Origin of the sequence: Amycolatopsis sp., assembly GCF_036008905.1 — a bacterium.
Lineage (GTDB): Bacteria > Actinomycetota > Actinomycetes > Mycobacteriales > Pseudonocardiaceae > Amycolatopsis.
Genome location: NZ_DASYMU010000114.1, coordinates 1 through 22,526, shown reverse-complemented (window position 1 = coordinate 22,526; position 22,526 = coordinate 1). Strand labels below are relative to the sequence as shown.

At 67.6% G+C, this 22,526-nt stretch carries 19 protein-coding genes, 1 tRNA gene and 2 pseudogenes; 12 read left to right on the top strand and 10 right to left on the bottom strand.

Going from position 1 to position 22,526, the window contains the following annotated elements; all coding sequences use genetic code 11:
- Positions 1 to 153: 153 nt before the first annotated feature.
- A complete protein-coding gene (locus tag VGP60_RS21005; RefSeq protein WP_327549746.1) occupies positions 154 to 336 on the bottom strand; it encodes a hypothetical protein in 183 nt (60 codons plus the stop codon).
- 77 nt (positions 337 to 413) lie between these two features.
- Positions 414 to 1,217, bottom strand: a complete 804-nt coding sequence (locus VGP60_RS21000; protein WP_327549745.1) for a maleylpyruvate isomerase family mycothiol-dependent enzyme — start codon at positions 1,215 to 1,217, stop codon at positions 414 to 416.
- Positions 1,218 to 1,597: 380 nt separating this feature from the next.
- On the opposite strand from VGP60_RS21000, the gene VGP60_RS20995 reads away from it, so the two are divergent.
- The 4 genes from VGP60_RS20995 to VGP60_RS20980 all read left to right on the top strand — a co-directional run bounded on the left by VGP60_RS20995 (position 1,598) and on the right by VGP60_RS20980 (position 7,148).
- The gene (locus VGP60_RS20995) at positions 1,598 to 1,966 is read left to right on the top strand and encodes a recombinase family protein (RefSeq protein ID WP_327549744.1); all 369 of its coding nucleotides are present in this window, start codon (positions 1,598 to 1,600) and stop codon (positions 1,964 to 1,966) included.
- Positions 1,967 to 2,132: 166 nt separating this feature from the next.
- Positions 2,133 to 3,122, top strand: coding sequence for a malate dehydrogenase (locus VGP60_RS20990; protein WP_327549743.1), 990 nt, complete (start codon positions 2,133 to 2,135; stop codon positions 3,120 to 3,122).
- Positions 3,123 to 3,796: 674 nt separating this feature from the next.
- On the top strand, positions 3,797 to 5,044 hold the full coding sequence (locus VGP60_RS20985; protein WP_327549742.1) for a hypothetical protein: 1,248 nt from the start codon (positions 3,797 to 3,799) through the stop codon (positions 5,042 to 5,044).
- Positions 5,045 to 5,057: 13 nt separating this feature from the next.
- Positions 5,058 to 7,148, top strand: coding sequence for a tetratricopeptide repeat protein (locus VGP60_RS20980; RefSeq protein WP_327549741.1), 2,091 nt, complete (start codon positions 5,058 to 5,060; stop codon positions 7,146 to 7,148).
- Here the strand turns inward: VGP60_RS20980 and VGP60_RS20975 are convergent.
- Positions 7,138 to 7,896, bottom strand: coding sequence for an SDR family oxidoreductase (locus VGP60_RS20975; protein ID WP_327549740.1), 759 nt, complete (start codon positions 7,894 to 7,896; stop codon positions 7,138 to 7,140). The genes VGP60_RS20980 and VGP60_RS20975 overlap by 11 nt on opposite strands.
- Positions 7,897 to 8,011: 115 nt before the next feature.
- On the opposite strand from VGP60_RS20975, the gene VGP60_RS20970 reads away from it, so the two are divergent.
- Both VGP60_RS20970 and VGP60_RS20965 read left to right on the top strand, forming a co-directional pair.
- Positions 8,012 to 8,608 (top strand): TetR family transcriptional regulator, encoded by a 597-nt coding sequence (locus tag VGP60_RS20970; protein WP_327549739.1) that lies wholly within the window; start codon positions 8,012 to 8,014, stop codon positions 8,606 to 8,608.
- A 65-nt stretch (positions 8,609 to 8,673) separates the two neighbouring features.
- Entirely contained in the window at positions 8,674 to 9,294 is a 621-nt protein-coding gene (locus tag VGP60_RS20965) for an MOSC domain-containing protein (RefSeq protein ID WP_327549738.1), read from the top strand.
- Positions 9,295 to 9,477: 183 nt separating this feature from the next.
- Here VGP60_RS20965 and VGP60_RS20960 read toward each other — a convergent pair whose 3' ends face one another.
- The 4 genes from VGP60_RS20960 to VGP60_RS20945 all read right to left on the bottom strand — a co-directional run bounded on the left by VGP60_RS20960 (position 9,478) and on the right by VGP60_RS20945 (position 14,261).
- On the bottom strand, positions 9,478 to 11,529 hold the full coding sequence (locus VGP60_RS20960) for a M3 family metallopeptidase (protein WP_327549737.1): 2,052 nt from the start codon (positions 11,527 to 11,529) through the stop codon (positions 9,478 to 9,480).
- 90 nt (positions 11,530 to 11,619) lie between these two features.
- The gene (locus tag VGP60_RS20955; protein ID WP_327549736.1) at positions 11,620 to 12,333 is read right to left on the bottom strand and encodes a histidine phosphatase family protein; all 714 of its coding nucleotides are present in this window, start codon (positions 12,331 to 12,333) and stop codon (positions 11,620 to 11,622) included.
- 42 nt (positions 12,334 to 12,375) lie between these two features.
- Positions 12,376 to 13,215 carry an undecaprenyl-diphosphate phosphatase gene (locus tag VGP60_RS20950; RefSeq protein ID WP_327549735.1) on the bottom strand — a complete coding sequence of 280 codons (840 nt, stop codon included), beginning with the start codon at positions 13,213 to 13,215 and terminating at the stop codon, positions 12,376 to 12,378.
- Complete coding sequence (locus VGP60_RS20945; protein WP_327549734.1) at positions 13,215 to 14,261, bottom strand: LLM class F420-dependent oxidoreductase; 1,047 nt, start codon at positions 14,259 to 14,261, stop codon at positions 13,215 to 13,217. The genes VGP60_RS20950 and VGP60_RS20945 overlap by 1 nt, the downstream gene beginning before the upstream one ends.
- 87 nt (positions 14,262 to 14,348) lie before the next feature.
- Here VGP60_RS20945 and VGP60_RS20940 point away from each other — a divergent pair, with 87 nt between their 5' ends.
- The 3 genes from VGP60_RS20940 to VGP60_RS20930 all read left to right on the top strand — a co-directional run bounded on the left by VGP60_RS20940 (position 14,349) and on the right by VGP60_RS20930 (position 16,648).
- Entirely contained in the window at positions 14,349 to 15,317 is a 969-nt protein-coding gene (locus tag VGP60_RS20940; RefSeq protein ID WP_327549733.1) for an aldo/keto reductase, read from the top strand.
- 108 nt (positions 15,318 to 15,425) lie between these two features.
- The gene (locus VGP60_RS20935) at positions 15,426 to 16,424 is read left to right on the top strand and encodes a hypothetical protein (protein ID WP_327549751.1); all 999 of its coding nucleotides are present in this window, start codon (positions 15,426 to 15,428) and stop codon (positions 16,422 to 16,424) included.
- Complete coding sequence (locus VGP60_RS20930; protein WP_327549732.1) at positions 16,421 to 16,648, top strand: DUF5703 family protein; 228 nt, start codon at positions 16,421 to 16,423, stop codon at positions 16,646 to 16,648. The genes VGP60_RS20935 and VGP60_RS20930 overlap by 4 nt, the downstream gene beginning before the upstream one ends.
- A gap of 282 nt (positions 16,649 to 16,930) precedes the next feature.
- On the opposite strand, the pseudogene VGP60_RS20925 reads toward VGP60_RS20930, so the two are convergent.
- Positions 16,931 to 17,053 (bottom strand): annotated as a pseudogene (locus VGP60_RS20925) (fibronectin type III-like domain-contianing protein); the annotation flags it as partial.
- A gap of 294 nt (positions 17,054 to 17,347) precedes the next feature.
- Here VGP60_RS20925 and VGP60_RS20915 point away from each other — a divergent pair.
- Positions 17,348 to 18,658 (top strand): annotated as a pseudogene (locus VGP60_RS20915) (TIM-barrel domain-containing protein); the annotation flags it as partial.
- Here the strand turns inward: VGP60_RS20915 and VGP60_RS20910 are convergent.
- Both VGP60_RS20910 and VGP60_RS20905 read right to left on the bottom strand, forming a co-directional pair.
- Positions 18,647 to 20,029, bottom strand: coding sequence for an alpha-amylase family protein (locus VGP60_RS20910; RefSeq protein ID WP_327549731.1), 1,383 nt, complete (start codon positions 20,027 to 20,029; stop codon positions 18,647 to 18,649). The pseudogene VGP60_RS20915 and the gene VGP60_RS20910 overlap by 12 nt on opposite strands.
- Positions 20,030 to 20,121: 92 nt before the next feature.
- Positions 20,122 to 21,444 carry a M20/M25/M40 family metallo-hydrolase gene (locus VGP60_RS20905; RefSeq protein WP_327549730.1) on the bottom strand — a complete coding sequence of 441 codons (1,323 nt, stop codon included), beginning with the start codon at positions 21,442 to 21,444 and terminating at the stop codon, positions 20,122 to 20,124.
- 112 nt (positions 21,445 to 21,556) lie between these two features.
- On the opposite strand from VGP60_RS20905, the gene VGP60_RS20900 reads away from it, so the two are divergent.
- Together VGP60_RS20900 and VGP60_RS20895 are read left to right on the top strand one after the other, a co-directional pair.
- Positions 21,557 to 21,640, top strand: a tRNA-Leu gene (locus VGP60_RS20900).
- A gap of 303 nt (positions 21,641 to 21,943) precedes the next feature.
- On the top strand, positions 21,944 to 22,285 hold the full coding sequence (locus tag VGP60_RS20895; protein ID WP_327549729.1) for a hypothetical protein: 342 nt from the start codon (positions 21,944 to 21,946) through the stop codon (positions 22,283 to 22,285).
- Positions 22,286 to 22,526 lie beyond the last annotated feature (241 nt).

Below are 22,526 nucleotides of genomic sequence, written 5' to 3'. Positions count from 1 at the left end.
ATCCTGCTCACGGTGCTGGCGCAGTCGGCGACCGACGCGCTCGATGAGGTCGTGCAGCTGTTCGACCAGGCCATCTCGGCGCGGGAGAGCAAGGCCGAACGCAAGATGCGCGACGCGCTAGCCGAGCGAAAGCTCGACGAGGCACTCGGCGAACTAGAGCAGGTCTTGGCCGGCGGCGACGGGCCGGTCCGGCTGGACGAGGCCGGCGACCTGGTGATCTCGCCGCTGACCGCCGAGGACGTCCCGTCCGAGGCGACCGCGCTGAAGGCCGAGCTCACGGAGATGCTGCCGTTCGCGCCGATCGTGTCGCTGCTGATCGAGCTGGACAAACCCCACCGGCGGCCGCGCCCTCTCCCACCGCTATCCGCGGACAGTCCCGAAAATCCCCGTAGACGGTATGGGGGGCTCTCCGGTCAGTCGCTGGCATGGGCGGTGTTGTCGAGCCAGTGCTGGGCGAGGCCGGTGTCGCCGTCGACGCGGATGTCGGTGGTTTCGCGGTCGGAGAGAGGGAGCCGGCGGGTCAAGATCAGCAGCAGCGATCGTGCCGGGCCGGTCACCGTCACCTCGGCCTGCCGGGTTCCGGGCTGCCACGTCGCCCCGTCCGGCCGCCGTTCGACGAACCAGGCGCCCGCGCCTTCCGCGGTGTCGGTGGCCCGCCACTGCAGGGTCTGCCCGGTGCCCCGGATGGCGTGAGCGGACTCGGGCCGCTGCATCTTCCACGTGGGCGAGGTGACCATCGCGAGATGGTTGGTGATGAGCGCGGCGGCGATGCCGGCGTCGACGTCGGCCGGCCGGTCCGCCGCGCCGGCCGCGTCGAAGCCGTGGACGACCGCCTCGTTCAGCATGCTGGACATCCAGAATCGCGCCCCGGATCGATCGTCACCCGCGGCGTTGAACACCGGCGCCTCAAGCGCGTCATCGGAAAACGCGCTCGCGACCCGCTGCGCGGACTCCGACAGCCACGCCTGCCACTCGCGGGGATCGGCAGGCAGCACGGCCATCTCCCTAGGCAGCTGTGTGGGGTCGGTGATGCGCCGCTCGATGATCTCCGCGACCCAGTTCAGGGTCTGGCCCACGTGCGCGACCAGATCGGTGACGGTCCACTTCGGGGCTGTCGGCACGGCGGCGTCAGGTCCGGCCGCGGCGGCCGATTCCGCCAGACGCCGGGTGTGTTCGACGATCGCGCGCCGGGCAGTTTCCGCGTTCAGTTCAGTCATGGGAGTGTCCTTGGTGTCTGGGTAGCCGGTGATCGTTCACTGAGCGCCCGCCCCTGCGGGCGCCTTCGACTACGCGTCGAACGACGATAGTCGGAATCGACAACCCCCCATCACAATTTTCGATCTTTCAGGCTGAGCATGCCGCCGGGTCACCGCTGGGGGGCACATGCAGTGGTGTGGTGGCACTGGCCGGCGCAGCGGCAGGGCTGGTCTTGCCCCAACGTCGGTCCCAAACAGCCAAACGGCTGGGAGGCCGGCGTCGACATGGCGCTGCCGCTGTTCACGAGCCTGGCCGAGTCGGCACGCGAACTAGCGCGCCTGGACAGTGCGGACCGCACGCCCCTGACCGACTTTTCGTGGTGCGGGTCCGCTGTGAGCGCTTGACGCTCCAGACACTGGCCAGGGCGAACAGCCCCGATCAACAGCGCCAAGAGATGAAACGCCTCGGCCGCGACTCCGCCGAGCTCACCGCCCTGGCCGACCACCTCACCGCGCACGGCATCGCGCTGGAGATGCTCGCCGGGCCGCTGACCGGGATTTACGACCCGTCCGGCACCGGGCGGGTGCTGTTCGCGTTCTTCGCCGCGATGGCCGAGAACATCCGCGAAGCCACCCTCGAAGGCCTCAACGCCGCGGCCCGCAAGGGAAATCACAGCATCTACCGCGCGTTGGCCGAACACGAGAAGCGGCAGGCCCACCCCGGCGCCGTCGCCCAGGCGCACACCGACTTCGCCACAACACAATCCTGAGGCTTGCCAGACGCCTGGATCACTGCAGGTCAGGCATATCCGCCCGTTTTTCCCGAGGACTACCGCGACCCCGGTACGTCACACAGTGACAGGACGCACCCGATCGGCGTGGGCGGAGCCGGATAGCATCGCAGGTACTAGCCATCGTCGTCTGCAGGAGAACCCCATGACCCAAGCCCCTGTCAACGTCACCGTCACCGGTGCTGCCGGCCAGATCGGCTACGCGCTGCTGTTCCGCATCGCGTCCGGTCAGCTGCTCGGCCCGGACACCCCGGTGAAGCTGCGGCTCCTCGAGATCCCGCAGGCGGTCAAGGCGGCTGAGGGCACCGCGATGGAACTCGACGACGGCGCGTTCCCGCTCCTGTCCGGCATCGACATCTTCGACGACGCCAAGCAGGCCTTCGAAGGCGCCAATGTCGCACTGCTCGTCGGTGCCCGCCCCCGCGCCAAGGGCATGGAGCGCGGTGACCTGCTCGAGGCCAACGGTGGCATCTTCAAGCCGCAGGGCGAGGCCATCAACGCCGGCGCCGCCTCGGACATCAAGGTCCTCGTGGTCGGCAACCCGGCCAACACCAACGCCCTCATCGCGCAGGCGCACGCCCCCGACGTCCCGGCCGAGCGCTTCACCGCGATGACCCGCCTCGACCACAACCGCGCGCTGGCCCAGCTTTCCAAGAAGCTCGGCGTGCCGGTCACCGAGATCAAGAAGCTCGCCATCTGGGGCAACCACTCCGCCACCCAGTACCCGAGCATCTTCCACGCCGAGGTCGGCGGCAAGAACGCCGCCGAGGTCGTCAACGACCAGGCCTGGCTCGCCGACACCTTCATCCCGACCGTCGCCAAGCGCGGCGCGGCGATCATCGAGGCCCGTGGGCTCTCCTCCGCCGCTTCCGCCGCCTCCGCGGCGATCGACCACGTCCACACCTGGGTCAACGGCACCCCGGAAGGCGACTGGACCTCCGCCGCGGTCGTGTCCGACGGTTCGTACGGCGTACCCGAGGGCCTGATCTCCTCGTTCCCGGTCACCGCTGCAGGTGGCAAGTACTCGATCGTCCAGGGCCTGGAAATCGACGACTTCTCCCGCGCGCGCATCGACGCCTCCGTGCAGGAGCTCGCCGAAGAGCGTGACGCCGTGAAGCAGCTCGGCCTCATCTAGTCCATGACCAAAAGGCCCCTGGGGAGATCGTTTCCCCAGGGGCCTTTTGGTGTCGCCGGGCTTGGTGGACCCTTCCGGCAGATGCTTCTTTAAAGGTGAGTTGTGCGGCTGAATGGCCTACAATATTTTCGAATTACCGTCGCCGTATAGGTCGTTATACACTAAAAGGTATCCAATGGATTAGGTAATTCGGCGAGGTAAGACCGCACTTCATGTTCGGTAAATTCGGTGCTCAGAACTGACAGAACTACACATTGTGATCTCTTTATCCCGCCCATAGTGTTCTCCTGGCGAGGACCACTCCCCTGGTTCACCTGCCGGAATCCAGCTTTTCTCCCCGGACGCTCCACTCCCCGAACGGGCAATCCCCGAATTGTCCCGGCCGTGGAATCGTCCGGTCCGACTCGTGTGCCCGGAAACGCTTCTCGCCCTGTCCGGACGACCCGTCCCGGCCAGGTGGTATGCCCCAACCATGCCAGGAGGTACTGCAATGAAGCCCAAGATGAAGAAGATCACGATCCGCAAGGCCGGTTCGGTTCGCCTCACCGCGGCCGCTTGCTCGACCTACACGACTCCGGTCAAGCCGGCCTGAGTCGACGCGGTGGGCCGGACACCTGAACCTGCCCGGCCCACCGCACCTCTTGTCCCTGGCAGCGGCGCGGAAAGGTGCGGCGATGAGTGATGCCGAAGTGCTTGGCCCGGCCGTAGAAACCCGGTTCGACCTCGGGCAGCCGGTCATCCTGCACCCGCTGGTGTACCTCGAAGACGGTAACGACGTCACGGTCGGGCGCCACGACATCGAGTCCTACGCGGTCCTCTCCCCCGACGGCGCCGCACTGGTCCGCAAACTCGAAGACGGCGTCACCCCACAGGACACCGTGCGCTGGTACGAGCAGGAGTACGGCGAACCGGTCGACATCGAAGACATGCTCGAAGGCCTCGACGAACTCGGTTTCCTCCACCACGGCGACCAGACCGAACCCGCCAAGGTCGTCGTGCGCTGGCAACACCTGGGCAAGGCGCTGTTCTCCGTCCCGGCCTGGATCGCCTACGGACTGATCGTGGCGTGGTCGCTGGTCCTCATGGCGCGCTCGCCGCAGCTGCTGCCGACCTTCCACAACATCTTCTTCACCGACTACTACACCGTCATCCAGGCGACGCTGTTCGTGGCCGCGATCCCGCTCCTGCTGCTGCACGAAAGCTTCCACGCACTCGCCGGGCGACGCCTTGGCCTGCCGTCCAAGCTCAGCATCGGGCGCCGGTTCTACTTCCTGGTACTGGAAACCTCGATGGACAGCCTGGTGACGGTCCCCCGGCGGCAGCGCTACCTGCCGATCCTCGCCGGAATGCTCGCCGACGTCGTGATGATCTCGGTCTTCACCATCGCCGCGGACCTCATGCGAGCCGCCGACGGCTCATCGACCGTCGGTGCGCGGTTCTGCCTGGCCGTCGCGTTCAGCATCTTTCTGCGCGTCCTGTGGCAGTTCTCGCTGTACCTCCGCACCGATCTGTACGCACTGGTCAGCACCGTGCTCGGCTGCGTGGACCTGCACACCACAGCCAAACGGACGCTCGCGAACCACTTCAACCGCCTGCTCGGCCGCCGCGCGAAACTGCACGACGAGTCGACGTGGCACCCGGTCGATCGCAAGGTCGCCCGCTGGTACTCGTGGCTGATCCTCGCCGGGTACACCGTCAGCCTCACGACGTTCGTCATCGCGCTGGCGCCGCTGGCGATCAAGATGTTCACCGGAGTGCTGAGCCGATTCTTCGCCGACAACGCGTACAGCGGCCTGCAGGTGCTCGACTCCGCGGTCTTCCTGACCTTCTCCATCCTGCCGTCCGCCTTCGTCGTGTTGATCGCCCTGCGCGACCGGCGCCGCCGGCGGCAAAGCCCGCAGTACCACCATGTCACCGCGTGAAAGGACGCTCGGCGTGAATCAGCACTACTGGATCAAAGCCCCTCTGCGCGGCGAGCGGGAAGCCCTGGTCGCCGGTCTCGACCTGCCACCGATCCTGGCGGAGATCGACGCGCATCGGCGTCTGCGCGGACCGTTCACGGCGGCTGGGACGCTGATCCGGGCGATCGTGGACGACGCGTTCGACCGGTGTCCGGAGCTCGCGGCCCAGTTCAACATCGAGATCACCACCGCGGCGCCCGAGCTCGCGGACGCGGTGCCGCAGGTGTGGGACACGCTCGAGTGGACGGTCAGCGACGAGGAACGCACCCGGTTCTACTCGCGGCTGCACACGCTGTACGTCGCCAACGGCCTGGCCGATCTCCTGGGTGTGTACCTCCGGGCGCTCGGCGGCGGGCCACGGACGCTGCTCGTCGAGAACGCCCACCACGCCGACCCGACCGACCAGGAGTTCCTCGCGATCCTGTTGCGGCGCACCGATCTCCCGGAGTTGACCGTGGTCGTCGGCACCGGTGTCGAGCCGATCCCGGCGCCTGGCGGGGAGCCACCTGTGCTGCTCGCCGACAACCTCGTCAAGTACGCCGAGCTCGTCGAAGGCCCGATAGAGCCGATCATCGCGGACGTCGAAGGCGATCTCGCGCGCCTGTACGTCGACACCGACAGCACCAGCGACGATCCTCGTCTGCTCGCCGCTTACGCCGAACTCTCGCCGCCAGCGCGCGCCGCGTTGCACGACGACCGGCTCGCCGCGCTGCGGGACATCGGCGAGCGTTCCCTTTCCCTGGGTGCGATCCCGTACCACGCCGAACACGGCAGTAACCCGGACACCGATGGTGTCAACGCGCTCGAACACGCGATGAACCACTGCCGGAAGGTCGGGCTCTACCACGCGTCGGCAGACCTGGGCTCGCGCGGCCGCAACCTGCTCGACATGGCCGGCGAATCCAAGCTGTGGTGGCATTTCACCGAAGGCGCCAGCATTTCGCTGGCCACCATGGGCCGAGCCGACGAGTCGCTCGCGATCTACGACGACGCCCGCGCGTCGTCCATCGACCCCATCGTCCACATGCAACTCGCCTACGGCACGGCGATGTTGTACGCCCGGCATTTCACCGAAACCAGGCGGGATTTCCAGCAGGCCCGGGCGTGGATGAACCTCTCGATCGCGCTCGCCGCCGGACTGGACGTCCCGACCCACCGCTCGTTCTACTCCGTCTTCAACCGTAACGGCCTCGCCCTGATCGAAGTACGCCAGGGAAACCCGGGCGAGGCGTTGCGGCTGCTCGAAGACGGTATGGCCAAATTGGACAGTGAACTCAAGCCCGACGAGCATCTGCTGCACCGCTCCGTACTGCGCTACAACCGCGCGCAGGTCTTCGACATGACAGGAAGGCCTGAGGACGCCCTGGCGGACTTCACCGCGGCGATGGAACTCGACCCGCATTTCCCCGAGCACCACTTCAACATCGGCAACGTGCTGCGGAAACTGGGCCGCCACGAGGAAGCTCTGGCGTCCTACCTCCGCGTACTGCCGTTGTCGCCGCCGATGCCCGAGGTGTACTACAACATCGCCGACACCCGTGTGGAACTCGGCGACATCGAGGGCGCGCTGATCGCCTACGAGCGTGTCCTGCAGCTCGATCCCGCTCACGTCGAGGGCTACCTCAACCGGGCCGGTGTCCGGTGCGATCTCGGCGACCACGACGGCGCCTGGGCGGACGTCACCGCCGGACTGGAATTGGCGCCCGCCAACGCCCATCTCTTGAGCCTCAAGGGAAAGCTTCTGGCAGAGCAAGGCGAACTCGTCGCCGCCGAAGAAGCGTTGGCGCTCGCGGTGGGGCACAACGCCAAACTGGCCGAAGCCTGGGCTGTGCGCGGGCAACTCCGATACGAGGCGGGCAACTTCGTCGGTGCCATCGAGGACTTCGACCGCGCCGTCGAACTCGCGGACGGACCCGAGATCCGCTTCAACCGGGCGATCGTGTTCGAGGAAGCCGGCCGCTACGCCGACGCCGCGACGGACTACCGCACGGTACTGGCGACCGAGGACGACGTCGATGCGAGTGAGCGACTCGACTTCTGCCTGCGGACAGCGCCTAGCCGTTGATCGGCGGCCGGACGAACATGACACTGCCCGAGATGTGATCGGCCAGGTCACTGCACAGGAAGGCGGTCAGCCCGAGCAGGTCCTCGGGCTGACCGAGCCTTCCGCCGGGGTAATGCGCGGCGACCCGCTCGACATGCGCGTCGGTGACGATCTCGCGCATCCCGGGGGTGACAGTCAATCCGGGTGCGAGGGCGATGGTCCGGATTCCGTCGTTGGCCAACTCCTGGTGCACGACGTTGGACAGGATGTTGACGGCGGCCTTGGAACCGCCGTAAGCGGCCATGCCCGGTCCTGATTGGACACTCGCGGCGCTCGAAAGGTAGATGATCCGGCCACCTCCACCGCGGATCATCAGCGGCGCGAAGTATTTGGTGGTCAGGAAACTGCCGATGACGTTCGAGTGCAGCACGCGTTCGAGCACAGAGACGTCCGTCTCCAGTACCGGGTTGCGGGGCGGCATCCATCCGGCGTTGTTGATCAGCGCGTCGACCTGACCCCAGGCGGACTCCACCTCGGCGGCGGCCTCGGCCACCGCGGCCTCGTCGCTCACGTCGGCTTCGATGGCGAGCGCGGCCGGGGCGTCAGGGAGTGCTTCGATCTCCTCCACCACCAGCTGAGCTCGCTTACGGTCCCGCGCGAGCACCACGACCCGGGCGCCGTCGGCGGCGAGCCCGAGGGCCAGTGTGCGTCCGATCCCCTGGGCGGCACCGGTCACCACGATGACCTTGCCCGCGATATCGATCTTCATCCTGCGACCTCTTTCGATCGAACTAGCAACTCCAACGGTGGAGTTGCAGTTTCGACACTAGTCCCGGCGGACGGCAACCGCAACGTTGAGGTTGGAAGACGGCTAAAGTGGAGCCATGGCCTGGGACACCGAAGGAACCCGCCGACGGCTCAAGGAAGCCGCGGTGGTCGAGTTCGCCGAACGCGGACCCGACGGCACGACCATGGCCCGGATCGCCGAACGCGCCGGCATCAACAAAGAACGTCTGTACAAGTACTTCGGCGACAAACAGGCCCTCTTCGAGTCTGTGCTCGCCGAGGAACTGGAGAAACTGGCCGCCGCCGTCACCCCGCCCGCGGCGGGGTTCAGCGACATCGGGGAATTCGCCGGGCGCACCTTCGATTACCACGCCGCCCACCCCGAACTGGCCCGCCTGCTGCAGTGGGAAGGCCTGACCGGCGGGCCCGTCGCCGACGAAGCGAAGCGCACCGCCCACTACCAGGACAAGGTGCGGGCCGTCGCCGCCGCACAACGCGACGGGATCCTCGACGACGACTTCGACCCCGCGTACTTCGTGTTCATGCTCATCGGGCTGGCCGCGTGGTGGAGTTCGGTACCCCAGCTCGCCCAGATGCTCACCGGCGCCGACCCGGCGGACCAGGATGAGCACACCCGCCGCCGAGCCTGGGTCGTGCGCGCCGCGGAACGGCTGGCCCTCCCCCTCAAGTCGTGACGGATCGCGGTCTTCGGCCGAAAACCGGTTAGGGGAAGACCGTCGCCGCCAGTAGGGTCGATCTCGTGCCCTTGATCAAGTCTGTGAACCTCAGCACGACCGCCGGCGCCCGAACCGGCATCGACAAACGGCCCGTCACCGAGCCCGTCGAAGTCCGCGCGCCCGGCCCCAAGGGCATCGGCGGCAGCGGGCTGGTCGGCGACCGGATCCACAAGCTCAAGCATCACGGCGGCGACGACCAGGCCGTGTACGCCTACGCCCGCGAGGATCTCGACCTGTGGGCCGCCCAGCTCGGCAAGCCGCTGACCGACGGCATGTTCGGTGAAAACCTGACCACCACTGGAATCGACGTCACGAACGCGTTGATCGGCGAGCGCTGGCGGATCGGCGAGCAACTGGTGCTGGAGGTCTCGGTTCCCCGCATTCCCTGCAGCGTCTTCGCGAAGTGGCTCGACGAACGCGGCTGGGTGAAAACGTTCACCCAGCGGGCCATTCCCGGCGCCTACCTCCGGGTGATCACGCCCGGCACCGTCCGCGCCGGCGACTCGGTCGACGTCGTGCACCGACCGGACCACGACGTCACCATCGGTCTTGCTTTCCGTGCCCTGACAACGGAACGCGACCTGCTCCCCCGCCTGCTCGCCGCGAACGCCCTACCCCCAGCGCGAGATGTCGACATCACGTGATCTCTTAGGAACCAAAGGACCGCCATCTGTCGACAGATGGCGGTCTTCGGCGTCCGGGCGGGTTTTGTCTAAAACTGAAGTGGGGAGCATGAGGTGAGCGGGGGCATTTTCGCCGAAGCGGCGCTGTATAGGTCGTTATACACTTGACTTACGACAGCGCCGCTTCGTTGGTGCGTAAGGTTTTTACGCTCCGGCGAGGCCCCGGCGCTTGAGCAGCGGCTCGATCTCGGGATCGCGGCCCCGGAAGTTGCGGAACGCCACCATCGGATCGACCGCCCCTCCCCTGCCCAGCAGCTCACGCCGGAAATGGTCCCCGTTCTCCCGGGTCAGGCCACCGTTCTCCTTGAACCAGTCGACGGTGTCCGCGTCGAGCACCTCGCTCCAGATGTAGGAGTAGTAGCCCGCGCCGTAACCGCCGCTGAAGATGTGCGCGAAGTACGTGCTCCGGTACCGCGGCGGGATGCTCGACAGGGCCACACCGGCCTTCTCCAGCGCCGCCGTCTCGAACCGCTGGACGTCACCGATCTCGTCGTCGACGCCGAGCCCGTTCCACGCCTGGTCCAGCAGCGAAGCCGCCAGGTACTCGGTGGTCGCGAAGCCCTCGCCATACAGCTGCGACGCCAGCAGCTTGTCGACCAGCGGCTGCGGGAGCGCCTCACCGGTCTCATGGTGCTTCGCGTAGTTGGCGAGCACCTCCGGCCACAGCATCCACATCTCGTTGACCTGCGACGGGTACTCGACGAAGTCACGCGGCACGTTGGTGCCGGAGAACGTCGGGAACCGCACGTCGGAGACCAGCGCGTGCAGCGCGTGCCCGAACTCGTGGAACGCGGTGATGACCTCGTCGAAGGTCAACAGCGTCGGCTCCCCCGCCGGCGGCCGCGCGATGTTCAGGTTGTTCACCACGACCGGGTGCGTGCCGAACAGATCGGACTGGTCGACAAAGGTGTTCATCCACGCGCCGCCGCGCTTGGAATCGCGGGTGTAGTAGTCACCGAGGAACAGCCCGAGCCCGGCGCCGTCGACGTCGAAGACCTCGAAGATCCGGACCTCGGGGTGGTACTTGGGCAGGTCGTGGCGCTCGGTGAAGGTGAGCCCGTACAACTTGTTCGCGGCGAAGAAGACACCGTCGAGCAGGACGCGGTTGAGCTCGAAATACGGCCGGAGCGCCGTCGCGTCGACGTCGAAGCGGTCACGCCGCACGCGATCGGCGTAGAACGACCAGTCCCACGGGCGCAGTGTCGCGCCGGGCTCGTCGGCTTCGAGGAGGGTCTGCAACTCCTCGGCCTCGGCCTTGGCGTTGGCCACCGCGGCGGGTGCGAGACGTTCGAGCAGGCCGACAGCGGCTTCGGCGGTGCGGGCCGTCTCGTCCGAGATCACGTACGCGGCGTGGTGCGGGTGCCCGAGCAGCGCGGCACGCTCGGCACGCAGCGCGGCGGTGCGCGAGAGCGTCTCCTTGTTGTCGAACTCGTTGTCCCGGTTGCCGCGCGACACCGACGCGGTGAAGAGCCGTTCGCGGATCTCGCGTTTCTCCAGCGCCGCGAGCGACGGCTGCGACGTCGGCAGGATCAGGTTGAGCACGTACTTGCCGTCCTCGCCGCGCGAGGCCGCCGCCTCCCCCGCCGCCGCGATCGAGTCGGCCGACAGACCGGCCAGCTCGGAGACATCCTCGACGACCACGGCCAGCTCGTTGGTGTCCTTGAGCAGGTTCTGGCTGAACTGTGTGCTCAGCGTGGAGAGTTCGGCGTTGAGCTCCCGCAGGCGCTGCTGGTCCGCCTCGGGCAAACCGGCGCCGGCGCGCTGGAAATCGGTGTGGTACCGCTCCAGCAGCCACGAGGACTCGGCGTCCAGCTCCAGGGCTTCACGACGCTGGTACAGGTCGTTGATCCGCGCGAACAACTGCTCGTTGAGGTAGATCGCGTCGTGATGGGCGGCGTACTTCGGCGCGAACTCGGCCTGCAGCTCGTGGATGGCGTCGTTGCTGTCGGAGCCCGCGAGGTTGTAGAAGACGCTCGCGACACGCGACAGCAGCCGTCCGGAGAGTTCCAGCGCGACGACGGTGTTCTCGAACGTCGGCGGCTCGGGGTTCTCGGTGATCGTCTCGATCTCGGCGACCTGCTCGGCCAGCCCGGCTTCGAACGCCGGGAGGTAGTGCTCGTCGGTGATCCGATCGAACGGCGGCAGGGCGTACGGCAGCTCGCTCGAAGTGGCGAACGGGTTGTCCTGCGAAATCATGGCCGTGCTCCTGGTTCGTCGACACCCCAATGGTCTACCGGCCACCTTACTGGCGGACCGTCAAGCCTCAGTAGGTCCCGGCGGGTGGCGCTATTTGCCCGTTGTGCCGCCTACCACGGCATCACTGGAACTCGCGGCGGTCTTCGACTTGCCACGCTTGGGTTTCGGCTTCGGCGGCACGATGCCGGCGAGGTCGCCGCCGTGGTCGTTGACGCGCAGGACGAACGGGCGGGTTTCGGTGTAGCGGACCACGGAAATCGACGCCGGGTCCACCACGATCCGCTGGAACGAGTCGAGATGCTGCCCCAGCGCGTCGGCGAGCAGCGACTTGATGACATCGCCGTGACTGCACAGGAGCCAGACGGCGTCGTCGCCGTGTTCGGCGGTGATCCGGGCGTCGTGCTCCCGCACCGCGGCGACGGCGCGGGCCTGCATGGCGGCCAGCCCTTCACCGCCAGGGAAGACCGCGGCCGAGGCGTGGGCCTGGACCACCCGCCACAACGGCTCCTTGAACAGCGTCTTCAGCTCACGACCGGTCCAGTCGCCGTAGTCCACTTCGGACAGGCGCGGCTCGACCAGCTTGCTCAGCGAACGGGCCGCGGCCAGCGGCCCGACGGTCTGCTTGCAGCGCAGCAGCGGCGAGACCAGCAGCTCGGCCAGCGGCACCACGGACAGCCGCTCGACCAGCGCCTCCGCCTGGCCGCGGCCGGTCTCGTCGAGATTCACCTTGGGGGTCCGGCCGGCGAGGATGCCCGAGCCGTTCGCGGTGGACTTGCCGTGCCGCAGCAGAATGACGGTACTCACGAGCCCCACCCTACGTGGATCACGATCACCGGCCGAGCCGCGTCAGATGGCGGGGCCCGCGTTCGGGTCCAGGACGCCCGCGAAGATCAGCACGAACAGCAGCACGCCGAGGGCGAGCCGGTAGATCACGAACGGCACGAAGCTCTTGGTCTTGATGAACGCCATCAGCCACGCGATCACGACGTACCCGACGGCGAAGGCGATGATCGTCGCCAGGATCGTCGGCCCCCATTGCGCGGTCTGGCCGTCCTTGCCGATGTCGGTCAGCTTGTAGAGGCCCGAGCCGAACACCGCGGGCAGCGCCAGCAGGAACGAGTACTCGGCGGCCTCCGCGCGGGTGTACCCCATGAGCAGCCCGGCACTCGTCGTGCCACCGGAGCGCGAGACGCCCGGGATCAGCGCCAACGCCTGCGCGAACCCGAAACCGAGGCCGTGCTTGACCGAGAGGTCGTCGAGGATGCGCTCCTGCTTCCCGACGCGGTCGGCGATCAGCAGGATGATGCCGAACACGATGAGCATCGTGGCGGTGAGCCGCAGGTCGCGGAAGGTGTGGTCGATGTCGTTCTGGAACAGCAAGCCGAGGATCACGATCGGCATCGAGCCGACGATGATCAGCCAACCGAGCCGGGCGTCCGGGTGACTGCGCCAGTCCTTTTTGTACAGCGAGTAGAACCACGCGACGAGGATCTGGCCGATCTTCTTCGAGAAGTACAGGATCACCGCGAGCTCGGTGCCGATCTGGGTGACCGCGGTGAACGCCGCGCCCGGGTCGTCCCAGCCCGCCAGCGCGGCGGTGATGCGCAGATGCGCGCTCGACGAGATCGGCAGGAACTCGGTGAGGCCCTGGACCAGGCCCAGCACCATGGCTTCGAACCAGCCCATCAGGCGACCCCCGCCAGCTCGAACGCCTCGACGGCGGTGCGCAGCGCGGCACTCGACTGCGACGGCTCGGGGAGAGAAGGCGCCACGGTCAACGTGGTCACCCCGGCTTCGGCGAACGCCGTCATGCGCTCCGCGATCCTTTCCTTGGGGCCGAGCAGCGACGTGGCGTCGACGAACTCGAGCGGGACGGCGGCCATCGCGCCCGCGTAATCCTTGGCCAGGTACTTCTCCTGGACCTCGGCGGCTTCGTCGGCGAAACCCATCCGCACGGCGAGCTGGTTGTAGAAGTTCTTGTCCCGGCTGCCCATCCCGCCGAGGTAGAGCGCCGCGTACGCGCGCACGCTGTCGGCGCAGGCCTTCCAGTCGTCACCCGGTACCAGCGGCACGGTCGGGACGACGTCGAACCCGTCGAGCGAACGGCCCGCCTTCTCGGCGCCGGCGCGGATCTGCGCGAGCTGCCCGGCGGCGTGGTCCGGGGAGAAGAACACCGGCAACCAGCCGTCGGCGATCTCGCCGGTCAGTTCGAGGTTGCGCGGGCCGACCGCGGCGAGGTAGATCGGGATGTGCTCGCGGACCGGGTGCACGGTCAGCGCGAGCGCCTTGCCAGGGCCGTCGGGGAGCGGAAGCTGGAAGTGCTTGCCGTCGAAGCGGACGCGCTCGCGGCGCAGGGCCGTCCGCACGATCTCGACGTACTCGCGGGTGCGGCCGAGCGGCGAGCCGAACCGCACGCCGTGCCAGCCCTCCGACACCTGCGGGCCCGACACGCCGAGACCGAGCCGGAACCGGCCGCCGGACAAGGTGTCGAGCGTCGCGGCGGTCATCGCCGTCATGGCCGGGGTCCGCGCGGGGATCTGGAAGACCGCGCTGCCGATGTCGATGTGGGTGGTCTGCGCCGCTATCCAGGACAGGACCGTCGCCGCGTCGGAGCCGTAGGCCTCCGCCGCCCACACGACCGCGTAGCCGAGCTGATCGGCTTCCTGCGCCAGGGCCAGATTGGAGGCGTCGTTTCCGGCACCCCAGTAACCGAGATTGAGTCCGAGTCGCACGTTCGCAGACACTAATGGGGACCAAGATCGCGACACTCGCGGCCTTGCGTCAACGTCCGGGGCACCTAACGACTAGGCTCGGCCGCCGTGGAAAAGCGACAACTCGGCCGCTCGGGACTGCGTGTCTCCCGCCTGGGCCTGGGCACGATGACCTGGGGCGACGACACCGACTCGGAGGAGGCGGCGAGCCAGCTGGTCGCCTTCGTCGACGCCGGCGGAACGCTCGTCGACACCGGCGATATCTATGCCGGCGGCGAAAGCGAGCGGGTACTGGGCTCACTTCTGGGTGATCTCGTCCCCCGCGAGGACATCGTCCTGGCGACCAAGGCCGTCGCGAGGCGCACCGAAGGACCGTTCGGCGGCGGTGCCTCCCGTGGCGCTCTCCTGTCCGCTTTGGACGGTTCGCTGCGGCGGCTCGGTGTCGATCACCTGGACCTGTGGCAGCTGCACGCCTGGGACGCGACGGTCCCGCTGCAGGAGACCCTCTCCGCGCTGGATTACGCCGTCACCAGCGGCAAGGTGCGCTACGCGGGCGTTTCCAACTACACCGGCTGGCAGCTCGCGACGGCCGTGAGCAGTCCCACCACCTTCCCGATCGTGTCCACCCAGGCGGAGTACTCGCTGGTGGAACGTGGAATCGAACGTGAGCTCGTGCCGTCGGCCGCCTACCACGGCCTCGGCCTGCTCTCCTGGGCGCCGCTGGGCCGCGGGGTGCTCACCGGCAAGTACCGCTCGGGCACTCCGGCCGACTCGCGTGGCGCGTCGCCGACGTACGCGGGCTACGTCGACCACCACCGGACCGAGCGCGCGGCGAGGATCGTCCAAGCCGTCGTCACGGCCGCGGACGGACTCGGGACGTCCCCGCTGGCCGTCGCGCTGGCGTGGGTGCGGGACCGGCCAGGCGTCGTCGCGCCGATCGTCGGAGCGCGCGACACCGGGCAGCTCACGGGCTCACTGGCGGCGGAGCTGATCACGCTGCCCACGGCCATCAAATCGGCGCTGGACGACGTCAGCGCCGTCGAGTTCCGCTATCCCGAATTGGGGCCGGCGCAATAACTGTTCGAGTGACGAACGTGACTGCCAGGTGACACACACGTGACGACTCGGCGATCGTGGAGGATGCTGTTCATGACCGTCCGTAAACAACAGCCGGGAGGCCCGACCGTGCGTCGGTTCGCCGCCGTATCGCTGGTAGCGATCCTGCTCGTGTCCGGCTGCGCGCCGGACGGTAAACCCACCGACGACCTGCAGGTCGTCGCCAACCCGGTGGCCGCGACAGCGCCGCTCTCCCCCGCGCCGTCGGCTCCCCCGGTGGGCAAGCTCGTCAGCACGTCTTCGGTGACCGCGCTGGCGACCGATCCGGCATCGCGGACACTGGCCGTCGCCGTCGCCGAGCCGCCGTCGGTACTGCTCTACAACCTCGATGCGCTCGACGCCGCGCCCAAGACGGTCGCACTTCCCGGCGAGGTCGAACGGCTCTCGACGTCCCCTGGGCAGCTTCTCGCGACTGTGCCCGGCAAGGCGCAGGTGGCGAAGATCAGCCTGCCGGGTGGTGAGCTCACCACGCTGGCCGTCGACGGGCAGCCCGCGTCGGCGCGCGCGGCCGGTGGCCGGACGCTGGTCGCGGTCCGCGATCGCAAGGCCGTCGAGGTGTTCGACGGCGACAAGCTCACCAAGACCATCACCGGCCAGCTCTACAGCGCTGACGACGTCCTGACCAGCGGCAACGGCACGGTGGTGCTCGACAAGCTGCGCACCGCGCTGTTCAAGGTCGACGTCGCCGGCGGCAAGGTCGCCGAAGGCCTCCGCGCGGGCGACGGCGCGACGAACGCCGTCGCCGACTCCTTCGGACGTGTCCTGGTCACCGACACCCGCGAGAGCGCGCTGCTGGCTTTCTCCACTGATCCCCTGCTCATGCGCCAGCGGTACCCGGTCCCGGGCGGCGCGTACAGCATCGCCTATGACGCCCCGCGCAGTCTGGCGTGGGTAACGCTGACCGAACGCAACGAGGTTGTCGGATTCGACATCCGCGGTGGTGAGCCGACCGAAAAGTATCGCTTCGCCACCGTGCGCCAGCCCAACTCGGTTACCGTCGACGAGCAGACCGGCCGTGTGGTCGTCGGCTCGGCCGCCGGAGAAGGGACACAGGTGATCTCACCGTGACGAGTGTTGACGAGGCGGTGGTCGAAGGGGATTGGGAGTACCGCCGCCTGCAGATACCGGCCGGCGTGTCCAGGCGGGCGGCCGCCACCCAGCTCTCCATCCACGCGGAGTTCGCCGGGTGGGAGCTTTCCACCGTCCGGCTGTACTCCGACGGCACCAGGCGGATCTGGCTGCGGCGCAAGCGCACCGCGACCTCGACCGGTTTGCCCGGTCTGATCACCTGAGCCGGACCGAACCGTGATCCGCGTGTCGCCAGCGCCCGCTTTCGCCGCTGACACCACCACTTCGCGTTCCCGGCCCGTGAGTCGTACGTCCCGATAGGACACCCAGCTTCCGGCCTTGGCGGCGACCGAAGTCCCGCTCACCTTGCTGCGGTCGGTCAGGGCGATGCCCTGGTAGTCGTCGAAGTTCTCGGCGAGGGTCGTTTTGCCCAGATCGCGTGGTGGGATGGTTTCCCCGGCGACGAACACTCGGCTGGTCGTCTTGATGTCCGTGGCGGAACGGCCGACGGAGAAGTCGTAGAACCCGTTCTCCACCACCGATCTGCTCCTGGTGACGTCCCAGAAGGCGAGATCCGAGGCTGCGACACTCAGCTTCACCGTGGTGGTCTCGTGCGGCTTGAGGTTCACCTACTGGAAGGCCCGGAGCTGCTTGATCGGTTGCTGCGCCCGGGAATCCCCGGCACTGGAGTACAACTCGACGACGTCGGAACCCGCGCGGTTCCCCGTGTTGGTCACCTTGACGCTGCTCTCGATCCTGCCGTCCGCCTTGGTGATCGGCTTCGCGTCGCCGTACTGGAACGACGTGTAGCTCAGGCCGTATCCGAAGGGGCACAACGGTTTCCCGCGGAAGTACTGGTAGGTCATGCCGGTCTTGGAGATGTCGTAGTCGAGGATGTTCGGCAGTTCAGCGTCGTCGGCATACCAGGTCTGAGTGAGCCGGCCGCCGGGGTTGTGGTCGCCGAAAAGGAGTCGAAACTGCGCTACCGCACGTAAGAAGAGCTGCTCGGCGTCGCCCGCGAGTACAAGCGGCGCGGGCTGCCGCTGTCGGTGATCGTCGCGGACTTCTTCCACTGGGCCCATCTCGGCGACTGGCGCTTCGATCCCGCCGAGTGGCCCGATCCCGAAGCGATGACGACTGAACTGGACGAGCTCGGCGTGAAACTCATGGTTTCGATCTGGCCGACGGTCAGCCCGCTGTCGGAGAACTACCAGAAGCTGCTCACCGAAGGCCTGCTCGTCGGCACCGAGCCAGGCCTGCCGAAGCACGCGCCCTGGCGGGACAAGGGTTTCGACGCCGAAATGCCCGTCGCCTTCTACGACGCCACCGATCCCGAAGCGCGCGAATTCCTCTGGGCGAAGGTCAAGCAGAACTACTACGACAAGGGAATCCGCACCTGGTGGCTCGACGGCTGCGAGCCGGAGATCCAGCCAGGACACCCGCAGAACCTGCGTTTCCACGCCGGTCCCGGCGCCGAGGTCTTCAACCTGTACTCGATGGCGCACGCCCAGGGGTTCTACGAGGGCATGCTCGCCGAGGGCGACGACGAGGTCGTGTCGCTCAGCCGCTCCGCGTGGGCCGGGAGTCAGCGTTACGGCGCAGCACTGTGGTCCGGCGACATCGGGCCCACCTGGGAGTCGCTGCAGGCGCAGGTGCGGGCAGGGCTGAACGTCGCGGTGTCGGGAATCCCTTGGTGGACCACGGATATCGGCGGTTTCCACGGTGGCGACCCCGACTCGCCGGAGTATCGCGAGCTGATGATCCGGTGGCTCCAGTACGGCGTGTTCTGCCCGCTGTTCCGGCTCCACGGCTTCCGCGATCCACGCGCGGACTTCGGGCCGGAGATGACCGGCGGCCCGAACGAGGTGTGGGCCTACGGCGAGGAAGCGCTTGTCCTGATCGAAGAATCGCTGCGCCGGCGTGAACGTCTCCGGCCTTACCTCATGGAGCAGATGCGTGTCGCCCACGAGCGGGGCATCCCGCCGATGCGCCCGCTGTTCGTCGACTTCTCCGAGGACCCGGAGGCGTGGGACGTCGACGACCAGTTCCTGCTCGGCCCGGACGTGCTCATCGCTCCGGTCCTGCGCCCGGGCGCCGTCGAGCGTGAGGTCTACCTGCCGCTCGGTGCCTCCTGGGTCGACACCGCCACGGACCAGGAATACCCCGGTGGCACCCGTCTGCGCGCGGACGCGCCGCTGAACCGGATCCCGGTCTACTCCCGGCTAGGCCCCTGAATAGAGCGTGACGGCGTCTCCCGCGCCGACGGTGGCGGTGAACGTGCCGTCGGCGCCGACCGTGTACATGCTGTCCGCACAGCCCGAGCCGGGGTCAGCGTGCTGGACGTCGCAGTAGCTGCCCGCGCGCAACGACGTCTGGAAGGTGCGCGTGAGCGAGCCAGTCCCCCGGTTGATGGCGACGTATCCGGCACTGCCACGGCCGAACGCGATGCCGTTGACGCCGTCGGACCACCAGTTCGTCACGCCGGTGCCCGCGACGGCGTTGCGGAAGGCGACCATGTTGGCGATCTGGCGCCAGGCGTGCTGGCACGTCCAGCCGTCGCTGAAGCAGGCGTTGACCGTGCCGCCGTTGGGCGGGCCGTCGTCCGCGCCGCCGTAGGAATAGCCGGAGTACACGTTCGGCGAGCCGTACGGCCACGCCAGCATGAAGACGTTGGCGAGGGTGTACGTCGAGCCGTAGGTGCGGTTGAGGGTGGAGCCGTTGCGCTCGGTGTCCCAGTTGTCGACGAACGCGCGGGCCTTTCCGCCGCTGACGAAGCCCCAGGCCTCGCCGAACTGGCTGAGGTCAGCCAGCCTGCCGCCGCTGAAGGTCGACTTGAGACTGGTGGCGTACCGGAACTCGTCGACGTCGCCGGTGTTGAGGTACTCGCCGGGCTGGACGGCCTCGCCGCCGCCGTAGATGACCTCCTGCGCCCAGAACTTGCCCGGGTTGCTCAGCTTGGACCGGATCGCCGCCAGATCTCCGGCCGCCACATGCTTCGCCGCGTCGACCCGGACGCCGTCGACCCCGAGCGAATCGAGGTCGTTGAGGTACCCGGCGATCCGGCCACGGACGTAGTCGCTGCCGGTGTCGAGGTCGGAGAGCCCGACGAGCTCGCAGCCCTGGACGTTGTCGCGGTTGCCATAGTCGGTGATCGGCTGGCGGCACGAGTGGAAGTCCTGCGTCTGGTACCAGCCCGGGTAGTCGTACTTCGAGTACTGGCTGCCGCCGGTTCCGGTGCCGGACCCCGAGGACATGTGGTTGATCACCGCGTCCGCGATGACGCCGACACCCGCGGCGTGACAGGTGTCGATCATGCGCTTGAACGACGCCCGATCTCCGAGCCTGCCCGCGATCGAATAGCCCACGGGCTGATACGACGTCCACCACTGCGAGCCCTGAATATGCTCCTGAGCAGGAGATACCTCCACGAACCCGTAGCCACGCGGCCCCAGCACATTGGTGCACTCGCGGGCGACGGAGTCGAAACGCCACTCGAAGAGCGTCGCCGTGACGTCCTTCGCCCCTGGCGGCGCGGCTTGAGCAGGTGCGACCAGCAGCGCCGTCGCGGTGCAGACGACGACCAGGATGCGCGTGAACGAGACCACGATGTCCCCTCGATGGTGTGAATTTTTCCCACTGGCCCACCAAGGTGACGCCGCACGGCGAATCCGTCAATCCGCCGTGCGGCCCTTCTTCGTCAGGACGAGCGCAGGAACCTGTCCAGCACCCGCACGCCGAACTCGAGCGCGTCCACCGGAACCCGCTCGTCGACACCGTGGAACAACGCCGAGAAGTCCAGGTCCGCGGGCAGTTTCAGCGGCGCGAACCCGAAGTTGCGAATCCCCAGCCCCTGGAACGCCTTGGCGTCCGTACCGCCGGACAACATGTACGGCAACGTGCGCGCGCCCGGGTCCTCGGCCAGCACCGCCGCCGTCATCGCGTCCACCAGTGCGCCGTCGAAGGTGGTCTCGACCGGCGGGAGCTCCATCCACTCCTTCTCGATGTCGGGCCCGAGGATCTCGTCCAGCTCCTTGTTGAAGGCCTCCAGGCGCCCAGGCAGGATCCGGCAGTCAACAGCGGCCTCGGCGAACGACGGAATCACGTTCGACTTGTAGCCCGCGGTCAACATCGTCGGGTTGGCCGTGTCCCGCAGCGTCGCGCCGATCATGCGCGAGATGTTCCCCAGCTTCGCGACCGAACCCTCGAGGTCGTCTTCAGGAAAGTCCCACCCCGTGATCTCGGTGACGCCGGCCAGGAACTCCCGCACCGAGTCGGTGAGCACGATCGGGAACCGGTGGTTCCCCAGCTTCGCGACCGCCTCGGACAGCTTGGTGACGGCGTTGTCCCGATGGATCATCGACCCGTGCCCGGCGGTCCCCCGGACCCGCAGCTTCATCCAGCGGATGCCCTTCTCCGCGGTCTCGATCAGGTAAGCCCGCACGTCGTCCTTCAACGTGATCGAGAACCCGCCGACCTCGCTGATCGCCTCGGTGACCCCCTCGAACAGCTCAGGCTTGTTGTCGACCAGCCACTGCGCCCCGAACTGCCCACCGGCCTCCTCGTCGGCGACGAACGCGAACACGAGGTCACGCGGCGGCACGATGTTGTGCTGCTTGTAGTGCCGCGCGAGGGCCAAGGTCATCCCGACCATGCCCTTCATGTCGACCGCACCCCGGCCCCACACGTACCCGTCCTGGACCGCCCCCGAAAACGGATGCACCGACCACTCCGAGGCGTCCGCCGGCACCACGTCGAGATGCCCGTGGATCAGCAACCCCCCGCGCTCACGATCAGCCCCCGGCAACCGCACGATCACGTTGTGTCGATTCTTGCCACCGGACTCGACGTAGTTGATCTCGTAGCCCACGTCGGAGAGCTTCTCCGCCACATATTCGGCGGCCTGCCGCTCCCCCACCAACGTGTCGGGATCACCGGTGTTCGTGGTGTCGATGCGGATCAACTCGCTGGTCAGCGTCACAGCTTCGGCCGCAGCTGTATCGATCAGGTTCGGTTCGGTCACCGATCATTCCTACCACTGCCCAGCCGGAAGATCTTTCCAGCGGTACCCCCGGCGACACACCCGACCCCACCTGAAAACGGGCGTCACAGACCGTATACTCTCTTCTCAGCAGGTCCGAGTGGCGGAATGGCAGACGCGCTAGCTTGAGGTGCTAGTGCCCTTAATGGGCGTGGGGGTTCAAGTCCCCCCTCGGACACACAATCACGCTCTGAATCCCGTGTTTTGCAGGTCCTCAGACACGCTGAGCGGTCACTCAGACCCTGGGCGGCGTCCCAGAGGCCCAGAGCGGCACAGCCCCTCATCCAGATCTGGTGACGTACGTCACCAGATTTCGCCGTAGTCGTCGCGCTCCACGCCCCCGAGTGGGTGTGTCATGAGCGATCACCTGGTGTCTCCGCTGGCGCTTCCGGCGCGTGGAGAGGGGGCGGCCGACGCCGAGCCAGCTCAGCGGGGACCTCTCCCTGTAGTCGATGTGGAGACCGGGCCCGCGAAGGTCCCGATGATCTACACGATCGGCAAGGTCGACGCGTCCGGCCGGGTGCGTGACCAATCATTCGTCGAGGCGATGGGCTGGGAAGCCGGTCAGACACTGACCATCACGGCCACCGCCGGCGCGGTGATCATCCAACGCGACCCACGCGGCGTGTTCAGCGTCCCCACCACATGCCAACTCGTGATCCCCGCGCCGCTGCGCGCCCGCTACCACCTGCACCACGGTGATCGGGTGCTACTGGTCGCAGCCCGCGCCTACGACACGATCCTGATCTACACCATGGCACTGCTGCACCAGTCCCTCGCTGAACGCCACGTACTGCTGCTCGACGGTGGCGGTGCCCAATGACCTCACTCGTCCCTCAGCCGGCCACCGACGCCGACCTCGACGCCGCACGGCTGACTCGCCTTGCAAGAACACGGTGCCGTCAACTCGCAGGCCATCAGCAGTTCCGCGCGGGACCAGCTGGTCGTGCTGCGCGTCCGCCAGCGTGAACAGTCCGCGGCTTCCCAGCGAAGTGGTCCGCCCGCACCTCCCGACGCTATAGGGTGTGCGCATGTACGTGACGCCGCCGATGCAGAGCGACCCG